Source organism: Neobacillus pocheonensis, from assembly GCF_050477905.1.
Classification (GTDB): domain Bacteria; phylum Bacillota; class Bacilli; order Bacillales; family Cytobacillaceae; genus Neobacillus; species Neobacillus pocheonensis_A.
The window spans coordinates 84442-102920 of record NZ_JBCNAD010000029.1 but is presented as its reverse complement, the minus strand read 5'-3'; the positions used below and the strand labels follow the sequence as shown (position 1 = coordinate 102920).

Genomic DNA, 18479 nt, shown 5'->3' with positions numbered 1-18479 from the left:
CAGCTCTCTTTACAGGTGGATAACCTGATAATAAATAGCAAAGGGGAGGACAAAATGCAGAATTTCCAAAATGATCTTCAATCGTTAGGGATGGATCCTTATCAAGTGGGTCAGTTAGTTCCTATGGGTTATCAAACTCAAGATCCTAATCTTCTTGACGATAGGCGTTGTGGTGGCTGTGGTCGTTGCGGCGGCATGATGTGTGGTGGAATGCGTTGCGGCGGCATGATGTGCGGTGGTTTTGGCCGTTGTGGTGGCTTTGGTCGTTGCGGTGGCTTTTTCCGTTGTGGCGGCTTTGGTAGTTGCTTCGGTTTTAGTTGTTTTGGTATTGGTTTTAGCTGTTTTGGTATTGGTTTTAGCTGTTTCGGTTTCTGGTGGTAATTTCCGGAAAAATCTATTGGAAAGAAATGCCCCTGCAGCAGGGGCATTTCTTTGTTACCGATAGGAAAGTAGCTGCTTTATACAGGCAAAAGGACACTAAGGAAAGATTCGTGTGCTTAGGGTTTTTTAGCGAACTACGTGTCCGACCTCTCCCATAGGTGCTTGCCAATCGGCAAGTTGGCTTTATCAAAAAGTGGCTTAAAACCCCTTTCTTCAGAAATGGGGATATAAGCCATACTTTTCCATTTTCACTTCCAATTACCATTCATTAATGGTATAATAAAAGTAGAACAAATGTTCTCAAGGGAGGTGAAATGAGATATGGAACCCTGTAAAAATAATATGAAAGAACAAAAGAAAAAAGAGTCTAAAGGCGATATCATCGTACGGAAATTTCCACTTCGTTTAACCTTTGAGGAGAGAAGATTAGTCGATACTCTGCGTAAGGAAGCAGCGAATCTATGGAATGATTGCTTAGACCTCCATTGGTGGCTATATGATGTATATAGGGTTTGGACAAGTGCATCAGAAAAAAAGAAATGGTACAATGCCACCACCCATAAATTACACGCGCAATCGATTCAAGCCATCATCGAGTTACATGAAGAAACGTGTAAAAGAAAGAGAAAACTGCGCGTTAAAGGTGATAAACAATGGCGTTACTCCTATAAACACAAAAAATTCTTTTCCGTCAAATTTAAAAAAGCAGCTATTACATGCAAGGTTAAAAAGCTGCAGTTTAGCAATGGAAAACAACAACTCCCCCTAGTGATCCCTCAACCGAAGCACATTGATTTCCATACCATAAAAAGTGCTGAAATTGTTTGGCACAAAGATCAATACTGGATGCATATAGCAGTGGAAGTACCAAAACAAAAGCAAGTTCAGGGTAAAAAAGAAGCCGGCTGCGATTTAGGCCTCATCCATGCGGCTGTTTTAAGTGACGGAAAAAGCCACTTCATTGCTACGGGAAGAGAACTTCGCTCATTACAGCGCTACAGAAACAAAAAATTGAAAGAGCTTCAGAAGCTCATTAGCCGGAAAAAAACAGGTTCGAATAAGAGGCAAAAACTCATTCTGCGTAAACGCCGTTTTTTAGAAAAAATGGAACGGAGAATCGAGTACCTATTGCATACGATATCGAAAATGGTCACCAATTGGTGTGTGGAACATCACATTAAAATATTCTATATCGGAACACCAGACGGTGTCCAAAAGAATATGAAGAAGAAAAAGAAAACCCGTAAAGAAATTCGTCAACAATTGTCCAATTGGAGTTTTGGGCAATTAATTGAAAAAATAAAATACAAATTAAAACTTCGAGGAGTCAGCGTCGAAATTGTGGAAGAATCCTATACTTCCGGCACATGCCCTTCATGTGGAGAATTCCGCAAACAATGGAATCGAAACTTCCACTGTAAGTGTGGTGCGAAAGGACATCGGGATGTAGTAGGTGCTATTAATATTTTGGACAAGTCTGTTAATAAACAGTTCACGAAAAATCGGGAACTGCCTAAATTGGAAAATACAAAGTATCGCCGAGTTCTTTTAACTCCCATTGTCCCGCACAATGGGGCAAAAAGGACAGTGGCGTAGTGCCTATGATTGGGCTGCGGTATGTGGTATTCGCCAACATGTCGTAATGAACTGGAGAAGCAGTAAGACCTAGAAGCTCCGGCAGATAGGCAGCTTTGATGAAGGTTTAAAAAGAATCCCCTGGATTTATCCATGGGGAGAAGTCAATTACTCATATTGGACAAATAAAAGTACATAAACTGATAGTGCATATCTAGGAATATTTTGAACTAAGGAGGAGCTGAATGACAGAACTAAACACAAATTCACGTCTAAAGGTGAAAAGAGATACCTTTTATTTACCTGATCCACAAGGTGGTGTGTATTTTCGAAATAATCAAAGTTCATTCCGTTTGGAAGGCGGTACCATCTATCAATGGATTGAAAAACTGATGCCAATGTTCAACGGGGAGCAATCATTAGAACACTTAACAGAAGGATTAACACCCCCATATCGTAAAAGGGTATATGAGATTGGAGAAACATTGTACAAGAATGGTTTTGTTCGAGATGTAAGTCAAGATCATCCCCATCAATTAAATAGCAAGGTTATCGAAAAGTACGCTTCACAAATTGAATTTATTGAGAATTTTACAGATTCTGGTCCGTACCGTTTTCAACAATACCGCCAGGCTAAAGTTCTAGCGATTGGCTCTGGATCATCAATGGTTTCATTGGCTTCTGCATTACTTGAATCTGGGCTTCCAACATTCCATATCATGGTGACGGATTCAGTACCTACGAATGAAGAACGGATTCATGAACTTGTCAGCAAGGCCCGCAAGTCTGACTCTGAGGTGGTAGTTGAGCAAGTACCATATCGCGCTGATGGCAGGAATTTTTGGCAAGAAGCAGTAAGGCCCTATGATTGGATCCTATATATCTCTCAAGATGGAAATGAAAAAGAGCTTAGAGAGCTAAATAGGGTGTGCAAAGAGGAACGAAAGGTATTTGTACCGGCCATATGTTTAGACCAAGTGGGGCTTGCTGGTCCAGTGGTTCATCCTGAATCAGAGGGATGCTGGGAATCCGCATGGCGCCGTATGCATCAATCTTCCTTGCAGTTAGAGCGACAGCAGCAATCTTTTTCGGGAACTGGCGGAGCGATTCTTGCCCATGTCATGGTATTTGAATTTTTTAAAAAGGCTACAGACATAGCAGACTCCAATCAGAGTACCCAATTTTACAATCTTGATCTTGAAACACTGGAAGGAGACTGGATTTCATTCATCCCCCATCCATTGGTTGCGAATTATGATGTTTCGCCTCGACTACTGGAAGATCTCGATGTAGGGTTAGAGCAAGAAGGGAGTGAAAAGGATCCACATCATAACCTCTTGGATTATTTCAATCTATTAACTTCTGTAGAAACAGGTATTTTCCATATCTGGGAGGAACGAGACCTGAAACAGCTTCCTCTATCACAGTGCTTTGTTCAAGCAGTTAATCCAGTTTCAGAAGGACCGGCAACTCTTCTGCCGGAGGTTATCTGCTCTGGTTTAACACACGAGGATGCAAGGAGGGAAGCAGGACTAACAGGTATTGAAATGTATGTTTCGCAAATGATAAAGGAATTGACAGGTCGGAAAAATGGTGTGAATATACACGATCGATTCATGGGCGTAGGTGCGGGAGAAACAATCCAAGAGGCTGTTTGTCGAGGTCTTCAGGCATGTATAGATGAAGAATTAAGACAAAGAAAGGCCAATCATAACAGCGCGATTTATCAAATTCCACTGGGAACGATAGAAGATCAACAGTGCCGATTTTATTTAAAAGCCTTGACTACCTTAAATGGTGCACCGACAATCGGCTTGAAAGAGGATATTCTAGGATTCCCTGTCATTGGGGTACGGTCGAATGGCCGATGGTACACGAGGGCAGGTCTAAATACAGCATTAGCATTACGGAATGCAATACAGCAAGCACTATTGGATGCGCAAAACGATTTGAATGTAACCGATAGGGAAACGGAGACTGCTGTTTTTCTGAAAGAAAAGAAATTTAAAATTGATATCCCCTCATGTGCTGAAATAACACAATTAGAGCTATTGCAATCTTCTTTACAGGTGTTGAACCGTAAGAACAAACAGCTATTCATCTATGATCTTGCGTTCGAACCTTTTTTAAAACAAAGATTGGCAGGAGTGTATGGTGTACAGGTGCGAGAGGGGGAATCCTGATGGCTGCCCAGATTCTTATTGCGGGACAGGGATTAATAGCCGATTTTGTCTCTGATCAATTGTCCGTTAACTATCTCGTCAAACGTCAAAACCTATTAGAAGAAATCCCCGAAGACACTAAATTCGCGCTTGTACTAAACGATTCATGGGATCCATTGGTTCATAAAAAAGCGGAAGAAAGATTCAGGGAAATAGGAATCCCCTGGCTTCGAGGATTCATTTCCTTTGGTGAGGGAATTATCGGTCCAATCGTACGTCCCGATAGACCAGGATGTTCTCGTTGTGCTGACCTCCGGCGCATATTAGCCGGACCCGATCGCCGTGAGATGGGGGTATTTCAGATGAGCAGGGTTAGAGGAGTAGGTGAAATGCGGGATGCTTGGGCATCACGAACGGGTCTATCGCAAATCGCCGCGTTGATATGTAACGAAATACAAAAGGTTTTACAAGGGGAACCCAGCCATTTGGAAGAAAGAGTTTTCATTACGAACCTGAGGACGTTAACGAACGCTATTCATCCTTTCTTGCCAGATCCATTATGCCCCATATGCAGTCCGATACCTGATGACACACCGGAATTGGCTCAAATCAAGTTGGAATCCAGTCCTAAAATAAATAGTAGGGGTTATCGCACACGTTCGATGGATGAATTGAAGCCGTTCCTCGTCAAGGATTACCTTGATTTTCGCAGTGGGGTGATGAATGGTAAAATGCAGGATTTCTCGCTGCCGTTCGCGGATGTATTAATAAACCTGCCGCTGTTTGAAGGGGATGAGGGAGTAGCGGGAAGGTCTAATTCTTATGAAATGAGCGAGCAGACTGCAATTTTGGAGGGCTTGGAACGATATTGCGGGCTTGAGCCGCGAGGAAAAAGAAAGATCGTTCGCGACTGCTATCACAATTTAGAAAAAATAGCATTAAATCCAGCAAGGGTAGGTTTACATGAAAAAGAACATTATAGAAAGCCTCATTTTCCGTTTAAAGCCTTTCATCCTGATACCCCGATGAATTGGGTCTGGGGCTATTCGTTCTTACAAGAGCAACCTATTTTGGTACCGGAGTTACTGGCCTATTACAGTTTGGGTTATGGGGAGTGTTTCGTTTATGAAACCTCCAACGGATGTGCATTAGGGGGGAGTTTAGAGGAAGCGATTTTCCATGGAATCATGGAAGTCGTCGAGCGGGATTCCTTCTTGTTAACCTGGTATGCCAAGCTTCCTCTTCCGCGCATTGATCTTCATTCTGCCGACGATAAGGAATTACGGCTGATGGTCGACCGAGTACATGAGGTGACAGGATATGACCTTCATTTTTACAATTCGACGATGGAGCATGGAATTCCAAGCGTATGGGCACTAGCAAAAAACAGAAAATCCAAGGGGCTAAACCTGATTTGTGCAGCCGGAGCGAACCCTAATCCTGTAAGCGCCGTAAAAAGCACGATTTACGAGCTTGCAGGAATGATGGGTAAACATGACGAAAAGTTGGAACAAGATCGACAGAAATATAAAGATATGCTGCAAGATCCGTTCGCAGTACGTACGATGGAGGACCATGGTCTCCTTTACGGACTTCCTGAAGCTGAAGAACGGCTGGATTTTCTATTAGATGATAAGCGTCCATTACGTACGTTTGCTGAAGAATTCAAGCAGCCTCCGGCCAATTCTGATTTGAAGGATGATCTATTGGATATTTTAAACAGATTCCGCCGCTTAAACCTCGAAGTCATTGTAGTTAATCAAACAACCCCAATTACAGAACGGAACGGCTTATTCTGTGTAAAAGTTTTAATTCCAGGAATGTTACCAATGACATTTGGTCATCACCTTACCCGTGTGAAAGGGCTGGAGAGGGTACTCAAGGTACCGATGGAGCTAGGATTTAAGAAGACACCGTTATTATTTGAACAACTAAATCCATATCCCCATCCATTTCCATAATTGAAGACTAGGGGGTTTAAGTTTGGAGCTCGATGCATTTCTACACAATTTGCATTTTGACCAGGAAAAAATCTTTCCGCCTGATTGGCAGGTGGACTGGGAAGATGGACCCCTGCCCTATAAACTGTATCGCGGCTTACCAGTGATTCCTCTCAACACAGAAAAACCTTTATCTCTCAAGCGAGGAGATTCCCAGCAAAAACCAAGTCTGGAGGAGCTTGGCCATTTCCTATGGTATGTATATGGCCTAACACAATATTCACAAACCGCAATAAACGGTGGAATGGATGAAAATGATGTAATGGTTGCTCAATCAAAAAGGAGATTTGTTCCCTCCGGAGGAGCGTTGTATCCGAGTGAATTATATGTTTATGTAAATCTAGAAGGAGCTCATAATGGAATTTACCATTACGATGCAGCCCATCACCGCCTTGTTTTGCTTCGAGAAGGAAACTATGATTCCTACTTATCTAGAAGTCTTGGTAACGGTTGTGATATTTCAAACAGTTTTTGCACCGTTTTTGTCTCGACGATGTTTTGGAAGAATTTCTATAAATACAATAACTTTTCTTATAGGCTCCAAGGGTTAGATGCAGGAGTGTTAATAGGTCAAACGTTGGAAGCGGCCGAACAGATTGGGTTTTTCTCTCGCGTATGCTATCAATTTCTTGATCCGGCCATCAATCATTTACTTGGATTATCTGAAAAGGAAGAAAGTGTATATGCGGTTATTCCATTAGCCCTACATCAACCTATCCATTATGTTGACAATGAGAATAATAGAGACATTGTTTCTGCGACTGAATTATGCAGGGAAATTCCTATGTTGAAACATTTATATTATAACCGATCAAAGAGAGTCCTTGATTATCCCATGCTGAGAAAACTTACTGAGGCATCGAGGATGGAAACGACTGAGTCATTTGTGAAAATCAAGAAACATAAAAGTGAAAAGCTTTCCTTAAGTGCTGAGATGATATTTTTGCCCTTAACAGAGCAATTATCGTACGATTTCGCATCCATTTGCAGGGAGCGCCATTCACCGGATAGCGATTTTGTTTTGGGAAATGTAAGTCAAATTCAACTTTCGACTTTGTTAAAAGAGACATTTTCCTTCTCGTATCAAAATGACCTTGATGGTACAGAAGGGCAGATAGAGACTCGTTTTTCACTGTATGGCAGTTTTTATAACACGGAGGGCGTTCCAAATGGCACCTACTCCTATGACTATAGTAATCATGCACTTCGGAGAATAACGCAGGGAGATTACCGGCAATATTTACAATTCACATTAACAATGCCCAATGTGAATCTGTATCAAGTTCCTCTTTGTATGCATGTCGTTGGAGACAAGGATCACAACAAAGAAAAATTAGGATATAGAGGATATCGCATCCAACAGATGGAGGCGGGTATTCTCGTGCAAAGGCTGTGCTTGGTTTCCTGTGCCCTAGGAATGGGGGGGCATCCATTGCTGGGATTCGATGTAAACCAATGTGATGAACTTTACGGGATCAATGAAACTGGAAAAACCAGCCTGATTAAAATCCCAGTTGGGACCTATCGTCCCCGCGCCTGGTTAAAAGGAAGTTTGCGTAGCTAGGATTCCACAGGGACGGTTCTCATGGTTCAGATAGTGTTTGGTAAAGACCATAAGAACCGTCCCCTTGGCCCCTATAACCATAATTATAGAAGGCAGCCCACCCAGAAAAGGGAGAGCTGCCTTCTACGGTTCAATGCTTATTTTATATTTCCTGGAACTGACTTCATGATTTTTCCAGTGACTTGGTTGTTAACCGGAGATGTTGCTGGACGTAATACACGCATGTAACTCACCACCTTTCACGATTTATCCATGCGAGTTGGCTAGCCACGTTTTAGAGTTTTCTTTACTTGTTATTATTCTTCCAGATTAAGTTTAGTACTTTTTTAATATTTCTTTTTTCATAAGGGCATGGTCTTTCACCGGTTCTCATCCGGTATAACGGACAGTGATTACCTTGGCATGCAGGTCGGTAAAAGCAGGATTGGCAGCCAGTATCTGTTTCCTCTCCTGATGTGACCCAATTAGCGATTTTATCATAGTCTAGCTCTAGATTGCCGTCTTCATGTATTTTTCCCACTTTATTAAATTCTTCATTAAGCGAGAGGGTGCATTTGTATAATTGTCCATCAGAGCCGACTACTAATGAGTGTGGTTTTGCTGAGTAGCAAACGGATGCGGATGGCATTAAGGAATCTGTTATCATGGAACTCATACTGAATCCTTGTGTGATCGCTTCATCGCTCAGTTCCCAGATCTTTTGATTAGCCATTGTACGGCTGCAAACAGGGATGTCATCATCATTTTTCCCACCCCATTGACCAACAGGTCGAAACATGATGCCGAAACGCTCATCATCTGCAAAATGATCTTTTAAGAATCTGATTAACTCGGATGTCGCTTGTAAATTGTCTTCATCAAAATTTGTTCGAATCGTGACATTAAATGAACCTGGGACATCTTTTATGGCCATTAGGTTATCGAGGATTTTATCAAATGTTTTCCCGCCGCCTGTTAAGTGCCTTCGACGATCGTGCACCTCACCAATTCCATCGATTGTAATCATAAATTGGTTAATATTCCAAGAGATCAATCGTTCGAACACTTCTGTTGTTAATAAATAACCATTTGTAACAAGATCACAAGAGTACTGTATTTGGTTTTCCTTTGCAATGGCTAAAAAAGACTCCGAAAGTTCTTCGATGACATCTAATGAAATTAATGGTTCACCGCCAAACCAACTAATATGCAGTCCGGTTAGACTTGATGCCTTGTCTTGTACAAATGCTTTTAACCCATTTATGATATTTCGATTCATTTTTCCACGTTCAAATGTTTCGTAACAATATGTACATCGGAAATTGCAAGCCTCGGTAGGCATTAGCACAAGATGCATGATATCTGTTCGGTGCAACGACTGATGAAGAAATTGTGCCCTTCTCTTTTCATCAGCACACTAGAAACTAAAAAACCATTATTATATAAATCTTTTTGTATTTCGTTTCCTAATATATCTGTACCTGTTCTTTTTAAAGAGGTCATGACAGCTAGTTTTTCTTGATCTGAAAAATAAGTAATAGCACCAGTATAACTATTAAATAGCACAACCCCATTGTCATCTGTATTCGAAATAGCATTAAATCTTGATGGAACATATCTTTTTTTGTTTTCCATACTTTCACGAACCTTCATTGAACATAGTTTGATTAGACCTAAAACATTATAAGGTTATCAATCATAATGGTCAGTGAGTTCAGTCACAGTGAAGAGGGGACAAAAGATTCCACAGGGACGGTTCTCATGGCTCAAAAAGTGTTTGGTACAGACCAGAAGAACCGTCCCCCTGGCAATTTTTGACCATGATGATTTAGTAGAACGTAACATTGTTTCGAAACGTGTTAGAATATCATGTTCGTAAAGTTTGGAGACGTGTCCCGTCTCTTACGTTTTTCAAGCTATGTTTTTCTCAGTTGGATAAATTGTTTGAATGAAGGCATTCCAATTAGAGATGAAATGGAACTAGAAAAAATTATTAAGCTAAAGATGAGTTTAATAATTTCAACTATCTTTACAACGTAACAGTGTTATGTTATGTTATTTTTATCCCGTAAAGGAGTAAAACAATTGTACAGATTAGATGAAATAGTCAATAGTTCATATTGAATTCACAAATGTTTGCTACTCTCTTTATGTATTCATTTTTATGGGGGGAAATGAAATGAAATATTTAAATAAGAAGGTAACATTTCCGGAAAATGTGGATTTAGCCGTTGAAGCGCGTGGACTTGTTAAAACGTTTGGCGACAACCGTGCTGTTGATGGGGTAGATTTGAACGTACGTGCAGGAACTATCTACGGTGTGCTTGGTCCCAATGGAGCAGGGAAAACAACCACAATCAGAATGCTAGCGACGCTTTTACGATCAGACGAGGGGTCAGCAAGAATCTTTGGACACGATGTAGTGAAAGAAGCTCAGATTGTACGCCAACTAATTGGAGTGACTGGTCAGTACGCATCGGTAGACGAGTCACTCAGTGCTACGGAGAATTTGGTCATCTTTTCTCGATTGTTAGGACTAGGACGTGCAGAGTCAAAGCGTAAGGCAAACGAGTTGTTAGAGGAATTTGGTTTAACAGAAGCTGCAAAACGTCCATTGAAAAATTTCTCTGGGGGTATGCGTCGCAGATTAGATTTAGCGGCAAGTCTCATTACACAGCCACCGCTTATCTTCTTGGATGAGCCGACAACTGGACTGGATCCACGAACACGTAATCAAATGTGGGAGACCATTCGTCGATTGGTAACGATGGGGTCAACGGTATTGTTAACAACGCAATACTTACAAGAGGCAGATGAACTGGCTGATAGGATAGCGGTTATCGATCGTGGCAAAGTGGTTGCAGAGGGAACTGTGGACGAATTGAAAGCGTCAGTTGGGAACTCATCGTTACAATTGAGACTAAAAAATACAAAAGATTTGGAGAACGCTCGTCAAACGGTTGAACGGGTACTCAAAGTTCAGTCAAATGTGACGTCCGAAGGCGGGAAGATAATTGCACCAATGGCCGATGCTAACACGGTGACTGACTTACTTATTGCCTTCCGTGAGTCAGGAATCCAATTGGCTGAGTTGAGTGTGCAAAAACCAACACTTGATGAAGTTTTTTTAAACCTTACTGGTCATGGGGTAGAGGATACATCAAAATTGCCTGGCGAATCGGTAAAAGAGGAGGTAGGCATATGAAAAACAATACGATGGAGTCGGTTTCTAATCGCCAATTGAAAAATAACACGAGCTTCGGTCAAGCAGTACGTAACTCGTTTACAATGGCCTATCGAGGTTTGCTGAAAATTCGTCGCACACCAGAACAATTGTTTGACGTTACACTACAGCCAATCATTTTCACACTGATGTTTACTTACATTTTTGGCGGGGCTATCTCTGGGAACGTACAGGACTATTTACCAGTCATTATTCCTGGGATCCTTGTTCAAACCGTGATTTCAACCTCAATTGTCACTGGCGTCCAACTGCGTGAGGACATGGATAAAGGCGTGTTTGATCGATTTAAGTCATTGCCGATTGCACGGATTGCTCCGTTAGCAGGAGCATTATTGGCAGATAACATTCGGTATACCATTGCCACTGTGCTTACTTTTATTATGGGATATATTATGGGATATAGACCTGATGGAGGTCTGGGTTATGTCGTCATCGCAGGACTACTTGTGATTGTGTGCTCCTGGGCTATAAGCTGGATTTTTGCCTTCTTCGGTGTAATTGCACGTACGGCCTCAAGCGTACAAGGAATCTCGATGCTAGTGCTATTCCCACTTACTTTTCTTTCTAATGCTTTTGTTCCCGTTGAGACAATGCCTAATTGGCTTCAGTGGTTCGTGAAGTTCAACCCGGTTTCGCATCTTGTGACAGCTGTCAGAGAGCTTGCCAATTCCGGAACCATTGGTACGGATTTCGGCATCTCTCTTATTGGAGCTGCTGTCATTGTAGTGATTTTTGCACCTATCACAGTACGTGCATATATGCGCCGAGCATAGACATGAGGCGATTGGAAGACCATGGGGACGGTTCTAGTGGTCTCACCTCATTTGAACCATGGGAACCGTCCCCCTGGCCCTCATTATTGTTCAAGTTACGGTCTATTTCTTTTAAATTGATATCGGTTTCTAAGGCAATATATTTGGCAGAGACTATTTCAGTCTCTGTCTTTTTTGTGGTCTGAAACCAGCCAAGTCTAAAGCCTGATATAAAAATCAAGCTCTAGCACAATTATCAGAGCTTTGGAAAAAAGTTAATATGAAATCAAGATAACAACAAATACCCAGCCGGGGGTACCACGAATTTTTGCGGTAATACCCATAAAGAGTGCGGTTTTTATCATGTTCAAACTAAGTACAATGTGAGAGTAGTTCACCAGGTCAGTCAATAACAAATAACCACATTTTGGAGGTGGAAAATATGATTTTTGTTAAGGATTTATCAAAAGTTTATTCATTGGAATCGGGAGATTTTGTACCGTTAAAGAATAACAACATTCATATCCGGAGGAGGAATATAAAATGAAAAGGCTAGTAGTACGTTTCGTTGTTTATATATTGAGTTTTGTTGTGTTTGTGGGAGGGATCGAATTGTATGGCTTTAATCGGCATCAAAAAGATTTTTACTTAAACGTCCACCATGAGCCGGTTCCTTCACTGCAAGGAATGAATATACCTCCATACAATCCCAATAAACCTACTGTGGCAGTTGTGATGGCGGATTCATCAATCCCAACTGAAGATTTCGATTTTCTCATTCCATACACACTGTTTTCTATGACGGATGCCTACAATGTATATGCTGTTGCACCGGACAAAAACATCAAGTCTTTATCAGGAGGTTTGGATGTGGTCCCACATTACTCTTATAAAGAATTAGATCAATTATTAGGTAAAAGTCCTGACATTGTCGTGGTCCCATACATGCCAAGCGTTGATGAAAAAAAATATCAACCAACTCGTAAATGGATTCAGAAGCACTCTAATGAAAAAACCATTTTTTTAAGTATTTGTGGCGGTTCAATGAATCTTGCTGATGCAGGCGTATTAAAAGGAAAATCAGCCCAGTCACACTGGCAAGCGATCCCTGGATTGAAAAAACAGTATCCTGACACACATTGGGTAGAAGATGTGCGGTATGTTCAAGAGGGTAATACTTTAACCACTGCTGGTCAAAGCGCGGGTATCGATGGTGTGCTGCATTTGATAGCTCAACAGGTAGGAGAACCTATGGCAGCAAAAATTTCGAAAGAAATCAATTATCCTTCTTATCACTTCGTTCAAAATCCAAAGGTGGACCACCCATTTTACCCGGATGTAAAATTTGCAACATACTGGCTAAATCTTGGATTCCATTGGAATAAGAAACAGATGGGTGTACTTCTATATAAAGGAATGGACGAATTAGCCTTATCTTCTATTTTTGATTCTTATGGAGACACCGGAACGACACAGTTATTTACCATTTCAAATTCAGATGCTCCTATTGCCACTAAACATCATCTTAATATCGTGGCTCGACATCAAATTTCGAATGCACCAAAATTAGATAAAATGATCATCCCCGGCGGCAATGCTAAATCAATCGCTGAAGCAGATATAAAACTATGGGGTGAAAAGGGTAATGCTAAAGAAACACTTTTGATTCATAGTGATTCACCAAACAGATATGTATTCGAAGCACCTTTGGAAGATTTAGCTAAACAAGAAGACCTTTTAACTGCCAAGCATGCTGTGAAAAGATTCGAATATCGTGCGAATGGCATTAATCTTGAGGGCAAACCATATCCTCTTGAAACTTACGGCAATGTACTTCTAACCGGTTTACTAGCTTTATTGGCAGCTTTCTGTATTGATAGACGATTCATTATGAAGAAACCAATTTTCAAATCATATAAACCTATGAGGATCTTAAGGACAAAAAGCTAAACCAAAATAAAAGACAGAAGAACCATCCCTGCGGCAAACGATTTGAAAAATACAGAATATTTAGTTATAATGATGGCATCGTTTCAATGACAATATCTAACTAATGTTGAATGGGTGTTGTAAAACTTCTAAAATATCATTACAATGATTTTCTCAATTGCATATGATTAGTCGGAAGACGATTCTTGGATAAGAGTCAGTGAAACGTACAATGTGATGGTCATTGTTTGTTTTACTGACTTTTTTTACAAATTTCATAAAAGGAGTGGTACTCAATAGTAATTAAATCTATTAAAACCGATTTCCTATTAAAGTTGCTCGCAGTACTAGCTCCATTATTGTTTTATGCTCCCACTGCTTGGGCAGAAAATAATACATATAAAATAGCCGGTGAATGGGCACTTCCTCCTTTTTCTTACACAAAAGGAGACGGGAAGTTGACCGGTATTAGTATTGATATAATGCAGAAAGTCGCTACTGAGAACGGGCTTACATTTGAATATGTTCCAATGAGCAAAAGTGAAGCACAAAAAGCATTGGAGAACGGGACGGCTGATGCGATTGCGGGTATTGCCTACAGCACGGAAAATGATAGTCGTTTTGATTTCTCGGATCCATTCTTTACAATGTCTGATTCTCTTATTATTCCAAAGGATAAAAAAAGCAGAATAAAAGGAATCGACGATGTGCGCAATCTTCAAGTAGCTGTAGAGAACCGCACACCAGTTGTCGATACACTTTTAAACATGCGTAATACAAAGTTGACTCTTTCCACCAACCAATTTTCCGGACTTCTTGCTCTTATCAACGGAAGGGCCGGTGTTTTTATTGGGAATAAGTGGACGGCAAAAGTATATTTACAACAATTAAACCAACAAGAAAACTTTGTCATTCTTGATGAAGTGATTGAACCTGCAGACTATACCATTGCGGTTAAAGAAGGAAATGACAAGCTGCTTCGAATGATTAATCACACCTTAACAAACTTAAAAGCGCAAGGGGAAGTAAATACGGTTATAAATAAATGGGTACTGACGAAGCCAGATGCAATCATTGCCAGATTAGAGCATTTTATTTTACTGTTAACCATCGTCCTATCGACGGTTGCCCTAGTCCTTCTGTTTATTTATATTTGGAATCACCGTCTAAAAAAAGCTGTCAACCTGCAAACACGAACACTTCGTCGACTAAATGAGAATCTCCAAGAACAGCGTCAAGAAATCGCTGATAGTTATGCCTTTAAAGAACTAATTTTGAATAATATCGATACCGGCATTGTTACCTTTGCACCTGATTTTACGATTACAAGCTGTAATGCAAGGGCAATGGAAATGCTAAATCTTTCAACTAATACACCGTTGCATCTTCAGAAGCCCCCACTACTTGAACAAATGTCCCATTCATCCGAGCATGATTCAGAGGGCCCTAATATTCTTGAAATCAATGAAAAGGGTTATAGAAAGGTTTTTTTCTATAGAATGATGAAAATGTATGACTCCCAACGAATGCAGACTGGATATTTACTATCCATTAATGATGAAACTGAAAAGAAGAAGCTAGAACAAAAATTGATCACCCAAGAGAAGCTTCACGCTCTTGGCCAGCTCGTGGCAGGGGTTGCGCATGAAATCCGTAATCCGTTAACAGCGATTAAAACTTTTATTGATTTGCTGCCTAGAAAATATGACCGTCCACAATTTCGCGAGTTGATGATGGAACATGTACCAGCGGAAGTAAACAGGCTTGAGATGATTGTAAGTGATTTGGTTGATTACGCACGGCCAAGGCCGCCTAATAAACAACAGTGTACAGCGAACGATCTTACCTCCCTGCTTGCCTTCCTTCAGGTTACATTTGAGAAAAAACAAATTACGGTGAATCAATCGCTAAACGATCAGCTTATTTTCTATATCGATCCTCAGCAAATTCGCCAGGTATTGCTTAACTTAATATTGAACGCCATCGATGCAGTAGAAGAGACACCTGAGAAAAATTTAACCATTACGATAGAAAAGGAAAATGAACATTCTGGTCGAATTATGATTGCCGATTCCGGGAAAGGAATGAAGCAGGACGAGCTTAATCGCATTTTTGAACCATTTTATACAAGTAAAGAGAAGGGGGTTGGATTGGGACTTGCCCTTTCTTACCAGCTGATTAAAGAAAATGATGGTGATATTCAAGTAAACAGTCAATACAAAAAAGGGACTATTTTTACCGTCACGTTACCATTGTACGAAAAGGAGGAAATTGCAGATGAAGCCGCATGTACTAGTCATTGATGATGAACAAGCGATTTGCGCATCGCTTAACTTTGCACTTGAAGATGATTATCAAGTTACAACTACAACGGACCCGGAGAAAGGTCTGCTCCTGCTAGAACAAAAGCAAATCGATATTGTTCTGCTTGACCTGAGTTTAGGTACTCGCAGCGGACTTGATGTACTACAAGAAATCAAACAAATCGACCCATCTGTTACCGTTATTATGATGACGGCCTATGCCACTATCGAGTCGTCTATCAAGGCGATTAAAAGCGGTGCGTATTATTATATCGAAAAGCCTATTAATATGGAGGAACTCGAACTTCTAATAATGAGAGCATCTGAGTTTAAGAGAATGTCATCGGAAATCGAGACACTTCATGAAGAGCTTGGGCAGAGACGTGGGTTTCACAACTTCTTAGGTAAGAGTAAAGCGATGGAGCGTGTATTCTCGATGATCGAACGCATCAAAAACATTGATTCTAGTGTTCTCATCACAGGTGAAAGCGGAACAGGAAAAGAACTGGTAGCACGCAGCATCCACAACACTGGAAAAAGAATAAATGGACCTCTAGTAGTGGTCAATTGTGCAGCCATTCCTGAAAACCTGCTGGAATCGGAATTGTTTGGCTATGAGAAAGGGGCCTTTACTGGTGCAACGCAGAGAAAAGAGGGGAAATGGGTGGCTGCAAACGGAGGAACCTTGTTTTTGGATGAAATTAGTGAGATGCCGCTAGCCCTCCAGGTAAAATTGCTCCGGGTTCTGCAGGAGCGTGAACTTACACCAATTGGCTCAAATAAAAAGATTTCGTTAGACGTTCGCATTATAGGTGCTACCAATAAAAACCTTGAGCAAATGGTGTCCGAAGGTACGTTTCGAGAAGATTTGTATTTCCGGCTGAACGTCATTCCTCTTTCCGTTCCTCCTCTTAGAGAGAGGTCAGAAGATTTGCCGCTATTGATTGACCATTTTTTACAAAAATACTGCCGGGAAATGGATATGGGGAAGAAATTTCTCAGCCCAGATGCTCGAAGGCTATTACTAGAATATCGTTATCCAGGAAATGTTCGGGAACTCGGAAACATCATCGAATATTCGGTTGCATTATCAATGAATGATGAAATCACAGTTTTAGACTTACCCACATATGTTCAGGAAAATAGACCGGCATTTTCAACCACTAGACAAATGGACAGCGGAGGAAGCCTGCAAATTCCGATTGGTATTCCAATGAAGGAGATAGAAAAAAAGGTGATAGCGGCAACACTAAATCACTTTAGCAGGCATCGTCAGAAAACAGCTCAAACACTGCAGATTTCTGAACGAAGTTTACGTGATAAAATCAAACTTTATGCGATAGAAGATCAGCAAAAGAAGGTTTAGCCGATCAAAGGAGTCTCCATTAGCAGAAATTCGCTTGTAAATGTTCAAATCGGCAAAATTTGCCTGTTCCATCCGGCGAATTTTGCCGATTTGATTTTTAATCCGGAACGAATGAGTGAAAGCGGATACATTTCATAATAATCTGAATTTTGGCATGGAACTTGCATTTATATTTTAATGAAAGGAGATTCGTGGATGAAGCTACGAGCACTCTTCACTGCAGCCTTGCTTCTTGCTTTCCTGGCAGGATGCACCATCGAAAATGGCAGGCAAGAAATCCCTTCGCCGGCAATTGTGCATGCTCATCAGGAGCAACAGTCTTCAAAGTCAAACGATGTTCTCATCATTGCAACAGGTGATATGTCGGGTGTCTATTTTTCTCTGGGTCAGGGAATGGCGGATCTGTATGAAAAATACAATGGAATGGCATCTGGGACGCAAGTAACGAATGCTTCTTTTCAAAATACGAAGTTAGTCAGTCGAAAGAATGCCGAACTAGGATTTGCAACCATCGATGCACTAGGTCTTTTAGAAAAACAAAAACGGAAAGGAGAGGATCCTCAAAAGACGCTACGAGCCTTAACCAGTCTTTATCCCAACTACATACAAATCGTCACTACAGAAAAAAGCGGTATTCACTCGTTAATGGATTTAACCGGAAAGAAAGTCAGTGTAGGCTCTATTGATAGCGGAACAAAACTGATTGCGGAACGAACGCTTCAAGCAGTTGGCCTAACCAGTAATCATTTTAAAAAATTAACCCTTTCGTTTTCACAATCAGCTGATGCTTTAAGGAACGGAAACATTGATGCCGCATTTTTTGTGTCGGGTCTGCCGAATCCAGAAATTACGTCCCTTTCCGCGGAGTTGCCAATAAAGCTCATTCCAGTTCCTGAGAAAATAGTCAATCGTCTTCAGCATCAATTTGGCTATTATTCACAAGCAGTGATTCCGCCTGAAACATACGAGGGACAACAAAACGACATTTCAACCTTCGCGATCAAAAATGTCCTGTTTACAAATAAGGACATGTCCAATAAAGAGGCTTACAATCTTGTAAAAACATTATATGAGCATTTACCTGAACTAGAGGAAATTCACCCTTCGGCACGAGATATTAAACTTTTGGAAGCAAAAACAGGGATTCCACTGAAGTTCCATCCAGGAGCAGAAAAATATTTTTCAGAACATGGAGTCTATCATTGAATCCAATCATTGAAAAAA

General features: G+C 40.9%; 13 protein-coding genes. 11 read left to right on the top strand and 2 right to left on the bottom strand.

Annotated features, from left to right (window positions below; translation table 11 throughout):
* Window positions 1–54 precede the first annotated feature (54 nt).
* The 5 genes from ABES02_RS16535 (at window position 55) to ABES02_RS16515 (ending at window position 7682) form a co-directional block, all read left to right on the top strand.
* Window positions 55–381: a heterocycloanthracin/sonorensin family bacteriocin gene (locus tag ABES02_RS16535; protein WP_430137050.1), complete on the top strand. Its 327-nt coding sequence runs from the start codon at window positions 55–57 to the stop codon at window positions 379–381.
* Window positions 382–702: 321 nt separating this feature from the next.
* A complete protein-coding gene (locus ABES02_RS16530) occupies window positions 703–1977 on the top strand; it encodes an RNA-guided endonuclease InsQ/TnpB family protein (protein WP_430137047.1) in 1275 nt (424 codons plus the stop codon).
* Between the two features lie 224 nt (window positions 1978–2201).
* Window positions 2202–4139, top strand: a complete 1938-nt coding sequence (locus ABES02_RS16525) for a putative thiazole-containing bacteriocin maturation protein (protein ID WP_430137044.1) — start codon at window positions 2202–2204, stop codon at window positions 4137–4139.
* A complete protein-coding gene (locus tag ABES02_RS16520; RefSeq protein ID WP_430137041.1) occupies window positions 4139–6079 on the top strand; it encodes a TOMM precursor leader peptide-binding protein in 1941 nt (646 codons plus the stop codon). Before ABES02_RS16525 ends, ABES02_RS16520 begins: the two co-directional genes overlap by 1 nt.
* Window positions 6080–6101: 22 nt before the next feature.
* Window positions 6102–7682 carry a SagB family peptide dehydrogenase gene (locus ABES02_RS16515; protein ID WP_430137039.1) on the top strand — a complete coding sequence of 527 codons (1581 nt, stop codon included), beginning with the start codon at window positions 6102–6104 and terminating at the stop codon, window positions 7680–7682.
* Between the two features lie 286 nt (window positions 7683–7968).
* On the opposite strand, the gene ABES02_RS16510 is transcribed toward ABES02_RS16515, so the two are convergent.
* The gene (locus ABES02_RS16510; protein WP_430137036.1) at window positions 7969–8940 is read right to left on the bottom strand and encodes a radical SAM protein; all 972 of its coding nucleotides are present in this window, start codon (window positions 8938–8940) and stop codon (window positions 7969–7971) included.
* 62 nt (window positions 8941–9002) lie between these two features.
* On the bottom strand, window positions 9003–9296 hold the full coding sequence (locus ABES02_RS16505) for a hypothetical protein (RefSeq protein WP_430137033.1): 294 nt from the start codon (window positions 9294–9296) through the stop codon (window positions 9003–9005).
* Window positions 9297–9840: 544 nt separating this feature from the next.
* Here ABES02_RS16505 and ABES02_RS16500 point away from each other — a divergent pair.
* The 6 genes from ABES02_RS16500 (at window position 9841) to ABES02_RS16475 (ending at window position 18461) form a co-directional block, all read left to right on the top strand.
* Window positions 9841–10866: an ATP-binding cassette domain-containing protein gene (locus tag ABES02_RS16500; protein ID WP_430137031.1), complete on the top strand. Its 1026-nt coding sequence runs from the start codon at window positions 9841–9843 to the stop codon at window positions 10864–10866.
* On the top strand, window positions 10863–11678 hold the full coding sequence (locus tag ABES02_RS16495) for an ABC transporter permease (protein WP_430137028.1): 816 nt from the start codon (window positions 10863–10865) through the stop codon (window positions 11676–11678). Before ABES02_RS16500 ends, ABES02_RS16495 begins: the two co-directional genes overlap by 4 nt.
* A 522-nt stretch (window positions 11679–12200) precedes the next feature.
* Window positions 12201–13607, top strand: a complete 1407-nt coding sequence (locus tag ABES02_RS16490) for a DJ-1/PfpI family protein (protein WP_430137027.1) — start codon at window positions 12201–12203, stop codon at window positions 13605–13607.
* A gap of 314 nt (window positions 13608–13921) precedes the next feature.
* The gene (locus tag ABES02_RS16485) at window positions 13922–15889 is read left to right on the top strand and encodes a transporter substrate-binding domain-containing protein (RefSeq protein ID WP_430137024.1); all 1968 of its coding nucleotides are present in this window, start codon (window positions 13922–13924) and stop codon (window positions 15887–15889) included.
* Window positions 15864–17255, top strand: a complete 1392-nt coding sequence (locus ABES02_RS16480) for a sigma-54-dependent transcriptional regulator (RefSeq protein ID WP_430137021.1) — start codon at window positions 15864–15866, stop codon at window positions 17253–17255. Before ABES02_RS16485 ends, ABES02_RS16480 begins: the two co-directional genes overlap by 26 nt.
* A gap of 195 nt (window positions 17256–17450) precedes the next feature.
* A complete protein-coding gene (locus ABES02_RS16475; RefSeq protein WP_430137019.1) occupies window positions 17451–18461 on the top strand; it encodes a TAXI family TRAP transporter solute-binding subunit in 1011 nt (336 codons plus the stop codon).
* Window positions 18462–18479: the final 18 nt, after the last annotated feature.

Excerpts from the sequence above, each read along its gene's own strand:
- ABES02_RS16530 (WP_430137047.1), top strand. The coding sequence starts at position 703 with ATGGAACCCTGTAAAAATAATATGAAAGAACAAAAGAAAAAAGAGTCT.
- ABES02_RS16490 (WP_430137027.1), top strand. The coding sequence starts at position 12,201 with ATGAAAAGGCTAGTAGTACGTTTCGTTGTTTATATATTGAGTTTTGTT.
- ABES02_RS16505 (WP_430137033.1), bottom strand. The coding sequence starts at position 9,296 with ATGGAAAACAAAAAAAGATATGTTCCATCAAGATTTAATGCTATTTCG.
- ABES02_RS16525 (WP_430137044.1), top strand. The coding sequence starts at position 2,202 with ATGACAGAACTAAACACAAATTCACGTCTAAAGGTGAAAAGAGATACC.
- ABES02_RS16535 (WP_430137050.1), top strand. The coding sequence starts at position 55 with ATGCAGAATTTCCAAAATGATCTTCAATCGTTAGGGATGGATCCTTAT.
- ABES02_RS16495 (WP_430137028.1), top strand. The coding sequence starts at position 10,863 with ATGAAAAACAATACGATGGAGTCGGTTTCTAATCGCCAATTGAAAAAT.
- ABES02_RS16520 (WP_430137041.1), top strand. The coding sequence starts at position 4,139 with ATGGCTGCCCAGATTCTTATTGCGGGACAGGGATTAATAGCCGATTTT.
- ABES02_RS16480 (WP_430137021.1), top strand. The coding sequence starts at position 15,864 with ATGAAGCCGCATGTACTAGTCATTGATGATGAACAAGCGATTTGCGCA.
- ABES02_RS16510 (WP_430137036.1), bottom strand. The coding sequence starts at position 8,940 with ATGAATCGAAATATCATAAATGGGTTAAAAGCATTTGTACAAGACAAG.
- ABES02_RS16500 (WP_430137031.1), top strand. The coding sequence starts at position 9,841 with ATGAAATATTTAAATAAGAAGGTAACATTTCCGGAAAATGTGGATTTA.
- ABES02_RS16475 (WP_430137019.1), top strand. The coding sequence starts at position 17,451 with ATGAAGCTACGAGCACTCTTCACTGCAGCCTTGCTTCTTGCTTTCCTG.